This is a genomic window from Paenibacillus sp. FSL R5-0701 (genome assembly GCF_037973995.1).
Classification (GTDB): Bacteria; Bacillota; Bacilli; order Paenibacillales; family Paenibacillaceae; genus Paenibacillus.
Genome location: NZ_CP150230.1, coordinates 122,409 through 135,869, shown reverse-complemented (window position 1 = coordinate 135,869; position 13,461 = coordinate 122,409). Strand labels below are relative to the sequence as shown.

Genomic DNA, 13,461 nt, shown 5'->3' with positions numbered 1-13,461 from the left:
CAAACATGCTTACCTATAAAATATATAAAAACCCCTGCCAGATCAGCAGGGGTGTGTTGGATGCAATTAGCAGACAACTCCAAGAATTGTCCAATTAGATTCCGTATTTCTTCTTGAAACGATCAACACGGCCGCCAGCATCGATAAACTTCTGTTTACCTGTGAAGAACGGGTGGCACGCGGAGCAAATCTCTACACGAAGTCCGTCTTTAACCGAACCTGTCTCAAAAGTATTCCCGCAAGCGCAAGATACTTGACCAATCGTGTAATTAGGATGAATTGCTTCTTTCATTACCTTTCACCTCTTTCCGCCCTGAGCCTCAAGCGGACCCAGAGTAAATGGCACAACTCTGAGATTATAACACGGCCTTGTGCCTGTTGCAATCCATTATTGTTATGAGGTAATCAACCGTTTTGGACGTGCCATTCCAGCGGGTGGAACATGGGTATACGATCCGATCACAACATCAGGCAGCTCGTCTTCAAAAATCTCAATCATCTGCTTCATGCCCAAGATATCACCTTGAGCAGGAGGAATTAATTCCAGATAGCTCTCTGGATCAATATTGAGATTACGCATCTGAATCAAGCGTAGATCGGTTCTTCTCGCAAACTCAATCATCGCCTCAATCTCTTCTTCACGATCTGTTACGCCCGGGAAGATCAGATAGTTAATGGACGTGTATACACCCTGCTGCGCTGCGTACTTCATCGACTTCTCAACGTTGGCTAAGGTATAACCACGCGGTTTATAGTAGGCGTTATAATGGTCATCCAGTGCACTAATTGTACTTACGCGCATCAGATCCAATCCAGCATCTACAATACCTCTAATGTGATCATTCAGACCAGCATTGGTATTAATGTTGATATATCCCATGTCCGTTACGGAACGCACTTCGCGAATTGCTTCAATAATCAGCTTGGCCTGCGTGGAAGGCTCCCCTTCACAACCTTGTCCAAAACTAATGATAGACTCCGGCGTCTTCAGGTGTTCCAGCATAACCTCCACAATCTCATCCACACGTGGTCGGAAGTTCATACGTGTCTGCGGAGAAACAAATCCGCTATCATCCGGTTGCTCGGAGATACACCCGAAACAGCCCGCATTGCATGAATAGGATACCGGCACTCCACCTTCCCAACGATTCAGGAACGTGTTTGATGAAGTTAGGCATTCATATCCAAGCGCACAGTTGGATAGATGGGTATAAAGACGGTTCTCAGGATATTGCTCCGTCAACCGTTTAACTCCGGAACGCACATCGTCACGATCACAGTTCAGAGGATTCCATTGGTCAGGACTATCCGACTTCGCAGCCGTGACATAGAAACCGCCATCCTTCCAAACCACTGCGGAATAACCGAATAACGGCAATTTATACTCTTTATCCGTCTTCACATAACCAGGGAGACACAAACGAGTGAATCCCTGTGGAAGCAACGCACCTACAGCCTGTGTGTCCGTTGGCATTGGTAGCATCTCACCGGTATCCGGGTCCATACCAATGGGCCGGGTGCTCGGGAGTCCAACCAACGTTGCACCCTCTGGCAAAGGGATGAGTTCGTCTTCCATAATCTCAACGATCATATCTCCACTGCGGGCAAGCCCGTACAGGGAAGGATGATCAAATACATTACCTTTTTCATCTGCGTATACTAAATACATGATGTTCTCCTCACATCTAATGGGTTAAACCTAACGACGAGTGTATTGTAACATTCACAGCAATGCTGCAAAAAGAAAGTGATTAGTCAAACGGCAATTACGTCGATGTACCTGACGTAGCTGTCTGTCTAGGTGAACGACGGGTTGTTGTTGTCCCGGAATTGCTTGTTGGACTATTACCAGCTGAATCAAATGCCGCCAAAAACTCTGCATTTGTCTTGCTGTTACGAAGTTTTTTCAGGAATCCTTCAACAAAGTCATGGGAATCATTCATGTTTTTACGAATCGCCCAGATTGTATCCAACTCTTCCTTGCTAAGCAACACTTCTTCACGACGTGTACCCGAACGACGAATGTCGATTGCCGGGAATATGCGGCGCTCTGCCAGACGACGGTCTAGATGAAGCTCCATATTACCTGTACCCTTAAATTCTTCATAGATGACGTCATCCATACGTGATCCAGTATCAATTAATGCCGTTGCCAAGATGGTCAAGCTTCCGCCTTCTTCCACATTCCGGGCAGAACCGAAGAAACGTTTCGGACGATGGAATGCAGCTGGGTCAATACCACCACTAAGCGTACGACCGGATGGTGGAATAACCAGGTTATATGCACGGGCAAGACGTGTAATGCTATCCAGCAGGATAACGACATCCTTTTTGGCCTCAACCAAACGAAGCGCACGTTCAAGCACCAATTCCGCCACCTTAATATGATTCTCAGGCAGTTCATCAAATGTTGAAGCCACAACTTCCCCTTTTACCGAACGCGACATATCCGTTACTTCCTCTGGACGTTCGTCAATCAACAGGACAAACAGTTCAATTTCAGGATTGTTAGTTGAGATGCTGTTGGCAATTTCTTTGAGGAGAAGCGTTTTACCCGCTTTGGGAGGTGCTACGATCAATCCGCGCTGTCCCAATCCTACCGGGGCGAGCACATCCATAATGCGTGTGGACAAATGGTTGGGGGATGTTTCGAGAACCAGTTTTTTCTGCGGATACAGTGGGGTTAGTGCCGGGAAGTGAAGTCGCTCTGCAGCCGCCGATGGATTCTCACCATTTACAGCGTTGACTTGCAACAAACCGAAGTATCTCTCATTTTCCTTAGGCGTTCTACACTTACCTGATACGAGGTCACCTGTTCTGAGGTCAAACTTGCGAATCTGAGAAGCTGAGATGTAGATGTCTTCCGTACTTGGCAAGTAGTTGATAGGTCTTAAGAATCCGTAACCTTCAGGTAAAATCTCGAGTACGCCTTGCATGAACATCAGGCCACTCTGTTCAGCTTGTGCACGTAGTATAGCAAAGATTAATTCTTTCTTTTTTAACGTACCATAGTAAGGTATCTGATATTTTTTGGCCAGTTTGTAGAGGTCCGTTAGTTTCATTTCTTCCAAATCGGAAATTTGTAGATCCATATAATAACCACCTATTCAATTAATAAGTCCGTGTGAAATGGATAGTTTCGCTAGATGTTCCGGCTATAGAGCGCAGCGTCTGCCACAATCTCTTCTGTCCATTGTACGGAATGTAACCGTTATAATGCAAATACTTGTCTTTGAGTGTAAGTTTCCGGGTGGGCTGGCCAACATTCGGCAAGATCCGCTATTGAGTGAACGATGCATTGAGGCGATCAATCCGGATAGACCGGCTGTGGAGCGCAGTTCAAACAAAACCGGGGGTTGGGGATGAGAAATGATGTTCTTACAGCCATATGAAGTTTAATTCAAAAAAAGACCCTCCGGTAAAGGAAACAGAAACATTTCGTCTTATGCCGGAGAGACTGAGAACTCTATTAAAACAGGTTTACCCAATCAACAAAAAGATATGCAGTTCAGTTAAAAAAACATGTGTAGGACCGAACTATGCATAACGCTTCCTATTAATCAGTTTCCCGCCATACATCTGCACCGAGCAGGCGCAGATTAGTCACCAGATGATCATAACCGCGGTCGATATATTCGACCCCCGTTACTTCAGTCACACCTTCACTGACAGTGAGACCTGCAATTACCAGCGCTGCCCCAGCGCGAAGATCGGATGCTTTTACTTTGGCTGCGTTTAATGCACTGCCTTCAATAATCGCTGACCGTCCTTCTACTCGAATCTTTGCACCCATCCGCACTAACTCAGGCACATGCTTGAACCGATTACTGTATACAAAGTCGCTCAGGACGCTCACACCGGTTGCCTGTGTCAAAACACTGGTCATGGGTGACTGTAGATCCGTTGGAAAACCAGGATATACAAGTGCCTTCACGTCAACGTGGTTATAGCTTGGTTTACCAATGACACGTATACTTTCATCCAATTCCTCAATACCAACACCCATTTCCAGCAGCTTTGCCGTTAAAGCTTCCAGATGTTTGGGAATCACATTGTCAATCAGAACATCTCCGCGCGTCGCCGCTGCAGCGATCATATACGTACCTGCTTGGATACGGTCCGGAATGATGGAATGACGGCAGCCTTTAAGCTCCGAGACCCCTTCAATACGGATCGTTTCGGTACCTGCACCCTTGATGCTGGCACCCATGGAATTCAGAAGTGTTGCTACATCTATAATCTCAGGCTCTTTAGCCGCGTTTTCGATAATTGTAGAGCCTTTGGCACGAGTAGCCGCCAGCATGATATTAATGGTTGCGCCGACACTGCTTACATCAAGATAGATTTTTGCTCCGCGCAGCTCTTTGGCATGCAAATGAATGGAGCCATGTTCGTTTGTTACTGTTGCGCCAAGCGCTTCAAAACCTTTGATATGTTGATCAATTGGCCGAGGCTCAAAATTACAGCCCCCTGGTAAACCTATGGTCGCTTCTTTGAAACGCCCTAGCAATGCACCCATCATATAATACGAAGCGCGAAGCTTCTTCACGGGACCATTCGGCATAGGAATGGATTTGATGTCAGAAGGGTCAATCTTCATCTGACTGCCTTCCCAAGTCACACGTGCTCCGAGTTCCTCCAAAATTTCTGCATAAACCGCCACGTCACTCAAAAGCGGCAGGTTGTCCAACACGACTTCTGACTCGGCAAGCAATGCTGCAGGAATAAGCGCAATGGCGCTGTTCTTGGCGCCGCTTATAGTTACAGTTCCCTGTAACGGACGTCCGCCACTAATCATCAATTTTTCCATAAAGCTTAATGTCCCCCTACGTGTTTTGCAGCCGATGAACGGCAATACGTGCTGTTGGCTTCCGATGTAGAAATAAGGTGTGAAAATGGAAAGACACCGGCTAGGCGGTGTTTTTCCATTTCACAGTATGGAACTGGTAAAGATAAATTACGCTTTGTTGTTAGAACCAAACTCGCGGATTTTACCTTTAACGGTTTCTTTGATTGCTTCACGGCCTGGTACGATGAATGTACGTGGATCGTAAGCATCTGGTTTAGCAGCAAGCACTTCACGAACCACTCTTGCAAAAGCAATTTGGTTCTCTGTGTTTACGTTGATTTTGGATGTACCCAGGGAAATGGCTTTGTCGATGTCGTGTTTAGGAATACCTGTACCACCGTGCAATACGAGTGGAACTTGTACCGCGTCACGAACTTCTTCCATTTCTTTGAAGCCCAGGTTAGGCTCGCCATGGTAAGGACCGTGTACGGAACCAAGAGCTGGTGCCAATGTATCAATACCTGTTTCTTTAACGATACGGATACACTCGTTCAGGTCAGCATACATAATGCCGCCGATAACGTCGTCTTCTTGTCCGCCTACAGTACCTACTTCAGCTTCTACAGAAACGCCTTTAGCGTGTGCATATTCAACAACTTTTTTAGTCATTTCGATGTTCTCATCGATAGAGTGGTGGGAACCGTCGATCATAACGGATGTGAATCCAGCATCGATCGCTTCTTTACACTTGTCGAAGCTTGAACCGTGGTCCAGGTGAATTGCAACTGGAACGGTGATTTTCATGTCGTGAATGAGTCCTTCTACCATTTTAACTACAGTGTAGAAGCCACCAATGTGACGTGCTGCGCCTTCGGATACACCCAAGATTACTGGGGATTTCTCTTCTTCAGCAGCACCAAGAATCGCTTGAGTCCACTCAAGGTTATTGATGTTGTATTGACCAACTGCATATTTTCCTTCAAGTGCTTTGTTCAACATGTCTGTCATAGATACTAATGGCATGGTTTCAATCCTCCTAGGGGTTTGGGTTGTGTCTATGGTTTTTAGCCGAAATCACATACGGGCTTATTATACCACATCCCATGTCAAATACTAAACAAGCATTTGCAAAAATGCTGTGCTTTGCAGCACAGTTTTCATAGACACCGCTTTATAACTTCCACATTTCCAATATTCCCCGGATGTAGGAGTGAAATACCCAATTCTCCCACCAAGCACCTTCTATGTTCTCCACACGCAAAAAAATCCTGTATCAACAGGATTCAGCTGCATTTATTGGCAGTACCATTGCGAAGTTGCATATTCACAGCCACTCGCATCTCATCGATATCAAACGGTTTCGTAAAGTGCATGAGCGCTCCGAGATCTGTTGCTTCCTTAATCATGTCCAGTTCACCATAAGCGGTCATCATGATCACCTTGATACCCGGATCAATCTCTTTAATATGCTTCAGGATTTCAAGACCGTCCATCCCAGGAATCTTCATATCGAGCAATACCAAGTCAGGCTTGTCATTATTCACAATCTCCAGAGCAACCTTGCCGTTGGGTGCTTGAAACGTATTATACCCCTCACTGCTGAACACTTCCATTAACAGGATTCGAATACCATTCTGGTCATCAACAATCAAAACTTTTTTATCTTCCACTCTGTAACCTCCTAGAATTAGGAAAGCATGCACATCATCGAATCTGGATAACTATCCCATAGTCGTCATGATAAGTATTCTACCTCTTCCATTAAAATCCTGCTACCTTCACAAAATGACAAAAAGCATTTCCACCTGCTCTTTATACAAAAAAAAGGGATGTTCCGGCAGCCGCTATGGTTGCCAGGAACATCCCCAATAATCTATTACATTAACACTAAAAACATGTATTACTTCTGCGCATTCTCCAGAGAAGCTTTTACAAACTCACGGAACAATGGTTGCGGACGGTTTGGACGGGAAGTGAATTCCGGATGGAATTGTACCGCCAGGAACCATGGGTGTCCTGGAAGTTCAACGATCTCAACCAGACGTCCATCCGGAGATGTACCCGAGATAACCAGTCCTGCTTTTTCGATCGTTTCACGGTATTCATTGTTGAACTCATACCGGTGACGGTGTCTCTCATATACCAGTTCGTCATCATAACAAGCCATCGCCAAAGAACCTTCTTGAAGCTTACAAGGATACAGACCCAGACGCATCGTTCCACCCAGATTCTCGATATCTTTTTGCTCAGGCAACAGATCGATCACCGGGAATTCCGTGGCCGGATTAATCTCGGAACTGTTCGCGCCATTCAAACCAACGATGGAACGTGCATATTCAATAACGGAAACCTGCATACCCAGGCAAATACCGAAGAACGGGATTTGTTTCTCACGAGCATAACGGATTGCCGATACTTTACCTTCAATACCACGATCTCCGAATCCGCCAGGAACAAGGATACCGCCAATACCATGCAACAGGTCGCCTACATTCTCATCCGTAATATCTTCAGAAGGAACCCAGCGGATTTTCACATCGGCATTGGATGCAAATCCTGCATGAGACAACGACTCAACAACACTCAGGTATGCATCATGAAGCGCTACATATTTACCAACAATAGCGATCTCAACTGTATGCTCCAACTTGTTGATCCGGTCAACCAGTCCTTCCCACTCGCTCATATCCGGTGCAGGAGTAGTCAGTTTCAGGTGATTTACCACGATCTCATCCAAACCTTCTTCACGCAGGTTCAGAGGTACTTGATACAACGTGTCTGCATCACGACATTCAACCACGGCATTCTCATCAATGTCGCAGAAGAGAGCGATCTTGGCTTTCATGTCTTTAGACAATTCATACTCTGTACGGCATACAATCACATTTGGTTGAATACCGATGCTTCGTAATTCCTTAACACTATGTTGCGTTGGTTTTGTTTTCACTTCACCAGCTGCTTTGATATAAGGAATAAGTGTTACGTGGATATACATCACATTGTCGCGACCTACATCACTTTTGATCTGACGGATAGCTTCCAGGAAAGGCAAACTCTCAATGTCGCCCACTGTTCCGCCAATTTCCGTAATAACCACATCCGAACCCGCTTCACGCCCAGCGCGGAATACCCGCTCTTTGATCTCGTTCGTAATGTGTGGGATAACTTGTACCGTTCCGCCCAGATATTCCCCGCGCCGCTCTTTGCTGATGACGGAAGAGTATACTTTACCAGTCGTGACGTTGCTGTTTTTGGAGAGATTGATATCAATAAAACGTTCATAGTGGCCAAGGTCCAGATCCGTTTCCGCGCCATCATCCGTTACAAAAACCTCGCCATGCTGATAAGGACTCATTGTCCCTGGGTCGATGTTAATATATGGATCAAATTTCTGGATCGTTACCTTAAGCCCTCTGTTTTTCAGCAATCTGCCCAGAGAAGCAGCCGTAATCCCTTTGCCCAGGGAGGACACAACTCCGCCCGTCACGAAAATATACTTTGTCACTGTTATTACCCTCCTAATATAAGTACAGAAATTCAGGCGATATATGGTGTTATCGTAACCTGTTTCCCAGGTAATCATCGTTAAAAAGAGCAATGGCAGAAATTCCCTGCATCTGCGAACTGCTCTTTCTGCGAAGACGGTTTAAATAAACATTGTTTTACAGCAAAAAATGGTGCAAACATTCCGGTAGCCTTCATTCCATTTCGTGTTTTTGATATACAAAAACGGGCCACGAAATGTTGGCCGGGAGCATGTGGAATTGAAAACATTTTGCAAAATTATGCCTCTAAAAATACAAAAAAAAGTACTCCCGCAGGACGGGGCACCTTCTATAAAAAACATAAATATATTGTCGCTCATTCATAAGCCCATGCAATAGTTTACCCGTTACCCCGTCTGCTGTCAAGGCTGACTATTCCGGGGAAACGGGTAAATTATAGACGTCAAAAATGACTACCGATTATCAGAATCGTCGTCAAATTCATCCTCGTTTTCGGACTCTTCTTCGTCTTCTTCGAGGTCTTCATCTTCCAGATCATCATCTTCAACCAGCACTTCTTCTTCGCTGTCTTCTTCGTCAAAGATGTCATCTTCGTCTTCATCTTCTTCGTCTTCTTCTTCTTCTTCTTTATCCGTGCTGTCGAAGTCTTCATCACTGTTATAGCTGTCTTCTTCACCGAAGTCTTCATCTTCCAGATCATCGTCTTCATCGTTGATGATACGCGGACGCTTCGCACCCGTCATGGAATCTTCTGTTCCAGCTACCGGATACCAGCGCTTCAAGCCCCACAGACTTGTACCGACGCAAGCAAAACGGCCATCGATATTAATCTCGGTATATAGCTGGGCGATAAACTCGTTGATTTCTTCATCAGTCATTCCGCGCTGCTTCGCTACCTCATTCATCAAGTCACGATAGTAATACGGCGTATTAGCCGCTTTCAGCACCATAAAGGCAAGGTCCACCAAAGGGATCTCTTTTACCTTTTCTTTATCAATTTTCAAATTGAGCGAGGTACTCACTGCAGACACTTCCTCTCACACAAAATTCACTTTTTAACCCCTACGAACTGGACTGTTACGTATAACATATCCATTAACAAACCTAAGTAAAACCTATTTAGCGTTAAAAAGCAAGTTTTTATGTACGGATGTGACGCAAATGCGGAGAGCAGCAACAATATGTCCATATATTAAACGTGAAGTGGCATCGATCCCACAGAAATATCCTCTATTGCCAAAGAGACAACTCCATCATAAAAAAGACGGAGTCCCCTCCGCCTTCTGACTGTATACCCTTGGAGGATTACTCCTCACCAGGTTCCCCGCAAGAGCCCTCTAGCTCTCCATCCATCATATGTCTCTGCGCCCGTTTTGACACGAAGAGAATGTGTTTTTGTAAAAAAAGGGCAAGTTCCCCATGCGGCGGGATGAGCGCATTCATAGAATACCTCAGCATGTTCATCCCGAAGGGGGCTGCCCATTATGGACTATACTGGTTTATTGCATCAATTGATTGACGGAATGCGACGCCCTGAACCAGAACAAGGAGGGCGATATTTGATCCGATTTGCCAAACCGCAGCAGTACGAGGCCTGTCTCGTAGAATTGTCCCGAATGCGGAATGAATTCACCGATCTTGGGGTTGTCCGTTCCTCGCGACTGGCTCGTTCCATTATCGCTCCAGTCCAACGCCCGGAGGACCTATACCGCTATGGGGATGAGATTACAATTGAAGCAGACGTACCCATCTCCCTCCATGCTACCGCACTCCACAGCAAACCAAGCAATGCCCAGGGCATACCCTGGGGAGTGAAGCAGATTCGGGCGCCCAAAGTATGGTCTGTTTCTACCGGACACCGGATTAAAATCGGTGTGATTGATACAGGTGCTGATTATCACCATCCTGATCTTCGTTATTCCCTGGCACGCGGAATCAATCTGTTAAACCGCAGCCTGCTTCCTCATGATGATAACGGACACGGTACCCACATTGCAGGGACTATCGCTGCTGCCAACAGTACCGCAGGCATGATTGGTGTAGCGCCACGCTCCCTGATCTATCCAGTAAAAGCATTTGACCACAACGGATCGGCTTATGTATCCGATATTGTACTTGGCATCGACTGGTGTGTGCGCAACAAGGTCGATATCATCAATATGAGCTTTGGCATGAAAACACGCAGCAAGGCGCTTCTTGACGTTGTCAATCGTGCGTACCATGCTGGAATCGTTATTGTTGCTTCGTCAGGAAATGACGGCAAACGCCGCAGTATTGATTACCCTGCACGGTATCCCCAGACCATATCTGTTGGGGCAACTGACAAAAACAGACGTATTGCATCCTTCAGCAATCGTGGCGCATATGTGGATGTCTATGCACCCGGTGATAAAATTGTCTCCTCCTGGGTACAAGGCAAACATCACGAGATGAGCGGCACATCCATGGCGACGTCCCATGTGAGTGGCGCTATCGCCTTGCTGCTCTCCAAACATCCGGGGTTATCCCCTAGTGAAATCAAGACACTCGTCAAACGTGCTACGATCCCGCTGCGCGCCCGCAAGACCACCACCGCAAAAAGCAAGGTGCGCGGTGGTGAGATTGATGCCCTGAAGCTAATGCAAGAGGGCGGTGAGTGAGCCAGCTCTGTCAGCCGTCAGCAGAACTTGATTGAGGCTCGTGGCGAAACGCAGTAGCCCGGCCCAGGCAGTACGCACGAGGGAGTATTACGTAGCGGCTGAGACCCTAGATTACGCCTGCTATGATGTCAGGGCAGGCTAGTGTGCCTTGGATGGGTCAGGCATTCCGTTTTCTTCAACTCAGGGTACACAACAAAAAAAGTCTCCATGTACCACGTTGAAGGCACTCAACGTGGACATGGAGACTTTTTGCCTTAGGCAGAGCGGGATAGGCCGCGAGCCTGGAATTTACATTTTGTCAGGAGCGGTCACGCCTACCAGACGAAGCGCTGTTGCGATAACGGTACGTACAGCACCGATCAGTGCCAGACGTGCTTGAGTTTGCTGCGCATCTTCCGTAATGACACGTTCTGCACGGTAGTAGCTGTGGAACAGGGATGCCAGCTCGTATACATAACGGATGATACGATGAGGCGCATATCCTGTTGCTGCTGCCGAGATTTCCTCAGGCAGCTCTCCCATTTTGCGGAGAAGGTCATACTCGTGCTCTGTTGTCAGCTTGGACAGGTCAATCTGTGCCAGTGGCAACAGCTCAATACCCTGTTCTTCAGCCTGACGATATACGCTGCATACACGGGCATGCGCATATTGTACGTAGAATACCGGATTCTCATTGGATGTCGAAATCGCAAGGTCCATGTCAAAGTCCAGATGGGAGTCCATACTGCGCATTGTGAAGAAGTAACGGATGGCATCAATGCCGACTTCATCCATCAGATCTTCCATCGTTACAGCTTTACCTGTCCGTTTGGACATCTTCACTTTTTCACCGTTCTGGAACAAGCTCACCATCTGTGCAATCAAGACCACCAGTTTCTCAGGGTCATTGCCCAGTGCTTGCATCGCGGCTTTCATCCGTGGAATATATCCATGGTGATCGGCACCCCAGATGTTAATCATCGTGTCGTATCCACGAGCATATTTGTCGCGGTGATAAGCAATATCTGGTGTCAGATAAGTATACGTGCCATCGTTCTTGATCAATACACGTTCTTTGTCGTCACCGTACTGCATCGTTTTCAACCAAGTTGCTCCATCTTGCTCATAGATCTCATTGCGGTCACGCAATTCATCAAGTACTCGCAGCACTTCTCCGTTGTCATACAGGGAAGTTTCGCTGAACCAGATGTCAAAGTTAACACGGAAGCGATTCAAGTCACGTTTGATCTTGTCCAGTTCCTTCTCCAGGCCAAAGTCACGGAAATAAGCCGCACGGTCACCCGGATGCATGGACAGCAATTCGTCACCCTTTTCAGCAACAAGTTGCTTGGCGAATCCTTTGATATCTTCACCGTGATAACCGTCTTCAGGCATCTCAGCATCCTGACCCAGCTCTTGCAGATAACGAGCTTCAATGGAACGAGCCAGATTAAACACCTGATTACCTGCATCATTAATGTAGTATTCACGGGTTACATCATATCCTGCGTAGTCAAGGATGTTACATAGTGCATCACCTACAGCTGCTCCACGGGCATGGCCCAGATGCAAACTGCCTGTCGGATTGGCACTGACAAACTCCATCTCGACTTTGCGTCCTTCTCCGATGTTAATTCTTCCGTAGTCTTCACCCTGCTCCTGCACAAGCGCAAGTACTGGGTAAAGGTAACTCTTGTCCAATTTGAAGTTGATGAATCCTGGACCAGCAATCTCAGCCTTCTCGATTCCGGCTTCTGCCAGATTCAGATTGGCAATGATCTCTTCAGCAATCTGACGCGGATTGCGCTTGGCAATCTTGGTCAGCTGCATGGCAGCATTGGTTGCCAAGTCCCCATGTGTTTTCTCGCGCGGCACTTCCAATGTGATGGCTGGCAATTCCTCCTGCGTAACAATTCCGGCCGTCACAATGGCGTTGCCGATGGCCGTGCTTACCCGTTCGTTAATCGTATCTAGTGGATTACGTGTCATGAAATTGGTTCCTCCTGTATATGCAAACTAATCGCGAAATGTCCGGATTCTTCATCAAAGCGGTAAAAGTCGTAGCTCCACGCTGCGCGTGCGCTCAATCCCTGAATGGAAAGTTCCAGCTTCTGTGTATGCGTGGACAGGGCAAACGACATGTATGGTGATCGGTAGAAACCAGGAAGCTTCCGATTCAACTCAAAAGTCTGCTCCGATTCCACCTCACCGTGACGTATAATCTTGATGGATTGTCCGCCCAACTTCAATGTTGTACGGGTTGTACCTCCCTCAGGTCCAACCTGCGGTTCTTCATAACGAACATAAAGAACGGACCCTTTTAACACAGCTTCACCCTGCATTTCCTGCAGCACATCTTCACCTTCATAACGGCTGTGCAGCCGGATGTGTACCGGTCGCATGTTCGACATGAATGTTAACCTCCATTATATTCGAGGCGACGCAAAATCAGGCACGGCTGGTGAGAACAGCCCTTCCCGTATTGTTGTGTCGCTATACGCGCTCATATTCCCGGATAGCTCGCTATCCTACACTCTACTGTATAACT

General features: G+C 46.8%; 11 protein-coding genes. 1 reads left to right on the top strand and 10 read right to left on the bottom strand.

Annotation, left to right across the window (positions count from 1 at the left end; genetic code table 11):
* Positions 1–94: 94 nt before the first annotated feature.
* The 8 genes from rpmE to rpoE all read right to left on the bottom strand — a co-directional run bounded on the left by rpmE (position 95) and on the right by rpoE (position 9,317).
* Positions 95–292: a 50S ribosomal protein L31 gene (rpmE, locus tag MKZ13_RS00635; RefSeq protein ID WP_036607255.1), complete on the bottom strand. Its 198-nt coding sequence runs from the start codon at positions 290–292 to the stop codon at positions 95–97.
* A gap of 102 nt (positions 293–394) precedes the next feature.
* On the bottom strand, positions 395–1,669 hold the full coding sequence (locus MKZ13_RS00630) for a radical SAM protein (protein ID WP_091039190.1): 1,275 nt from the start codon (positions 1,667–1,669) through the stop codon (positions 395–397).
* Between the two features lie 97 nt (positions 1,670–1,766).
* The gene (gene rho / locus MKZ13_RS00625) at positions 1,767–3,092 is read right to left on the bottom strand and encodes a transcription termination factor Rho (protein WP_036607258.1); all 1,326 of its coding nucleotides are present in this window, start codon (positions 3,090–3,092) and stop codon (positions 1,767–1,769) included.
* Positions 3,093–3,556: 464 nt separating this feature from the next.
* Positions 3,557–4,810 (bottom strand): UDP-N-acetylglucosamine 1-carboxyvinyltransferase, encoded by a 1,254-nt coding sequence (locus MKZ13_RS00620; RefSeq protein WP_017691290.1) that lies wholly within the window; start codon positions 4,808–4,810, stop codon positions 3,557–3,559.
* A gap of 147 nt (positions 4,811–4,957) precedes the next feature.
* Positions 4,958–5,812 (bottom strand): class II fructose-1,6-bisphosphate aldolase, encoded by an 855-nt coding sequence (fba, locus tag MKZ13_RS00615; RefSeq protein WP_036607263.1) that lies wholly within the window; start codon positions 5,810–5,812, stop codon positions 4,958–4,960.
* Positions 5,813–6,072: 260 nt separating this feature from the next.
* Positions 6,073–6,459 carry a response regulator gene (locus MKZ13_RS00610; RefSeq protein WP_017691292.1) on the bottom strand — a complete coding sequence of 129 codons (387 nt, stop codon included), beginning with the start codon at positions 6,457–6,459 and terminating at the stop codon, positions 6,073–6,075.
* A 230-nt stretch (positions 6,460–6,689) separates the two neighbouring features.
* Positions 6,690–8,294: a CTP synthase gene (locus tag MKZ13_RS00605; RefSeq protein ID WP_076217010.1), complete on the bottom strand. Its 1,605-nt coding sequence runs from the start codon at positions 8,292–8,294 to the stop codon at positions 6,690–6,692.
* Positions 8,295–8,747: 453 nt separating this feature from the next.
* Positions 8,748–9,317: a DNA-directed RNA polymerase subunit delta gene (gene rpoE / locus MKZ13_RS00600; protein WP_221824826.1), complete on the bottom strand. Its 570-nt coding sequence runs from the start codon at positions 9,315–9,317 to the stop codon at positions 8,748–8,750.
* A 462-nt stretch (positions 9,318–9,779) separates the two neighbouring features.
* Between rpoE and MKZ13_RS00595 the strand changes: the two genes are divergently transcribed.
* Complete coding sequence (locus MKZ13_RS00595) at positions 9,780–10,934, top strand: S8 family peptidase (protein ID WP_221824824.1); 1,155 nt, start codon at positions 9,780–9,782, stop codon at positions 10,932–10,934.
* 288 nt (positions 10,935–11,222) lie between these two features.
* On the opposite strand, the gene argS is transcribed toward MKZ13_RS00595, so the two are convergent.
* Positions 11,223–12,902, bottom strand: coding sequence for an arginine--tRNA ligase (argS, locus tag MKZ13_RS00590; protein WP_221824822.1), 1,680 nt, complete (start codon positions 12,900–12,902; stop codon positions 11,223–11,225).
* Positions 12,899–13,324, bottom strand: a complete 426-nt coding sequence (locus tag MKZ13_RS00585; RefSeq protein ID WP_017691299.1) for a DUF1934 domain-containing protein — start codon at positions 13,322–13,324, stop codon at positions 12,899–12,901. Before MKZ13_RS00585 ends, argS begins: the two co-directional genes overlap by 4 nt.
* Positions 13,325–13,461 lie beyond the last annotated feature (137 nt).

What these genes read in the sequence shown, in the direction of transcription:
- rpmE (WP_036607255.1), bottom strand. Translation starts at nt 292, where the DNA reads ATGAAAGAAGCAATTCATCCTAATTACACGATTGGTCAAGTATCTTGC.
- MKZ13_RS00630 (WP_091039190.1), bottom strand. Translation starts at nt 1,669, where the DNA reads ATGTATTTAGTATACGCAGATGAAAAAGGTAATGTATTTGATCATCCT.
- rho (WP_036607258.1), bottom strand. Translation starts at nt 3,092, where the DNA reads ATGGATCTACAAATTTCCGATTTGGAAGAAATGAAACTAACGGACCTC.
- MKZ13_RS00620 (WP_017691290.1), bottom strand. Translation starts at nt 4,810, where the DNA reads ATGGAAAAATTGATGATTAGTGGCGGACGTCCGTTACAGGGAACTGTA.
- fba (WP_036607263.1), bottom strand. Translation starts at nt 5,812, where the DNA reads ATGCCATTAGTATCTATGACAGACATGTTGAACAAAGCACTTGAAGGA.
- MKZ13_RS00595 (WP_221824824.1), top strand. Translation starts at nt 9,780, where the DNA reads ATGGACTATACTGGTTTATTGCATCAATTGATTGACGGAATGCGACGC.
- argS (WP_221824822.1), bottom strand. Translation starts at nt 12,902, where the DNA reads ATGACACGTAATCCACTAGATACGATTAACGAACGGGTAAGCACGGCC.
- MKZ13_RS00585 (WP_017691299.1), bottom strand. Translation starts at nt 13,324, where the DNA reads ATGTCGAACATGCGACCGGTACACATCCGGCTGCACAGCCGTTATGAA.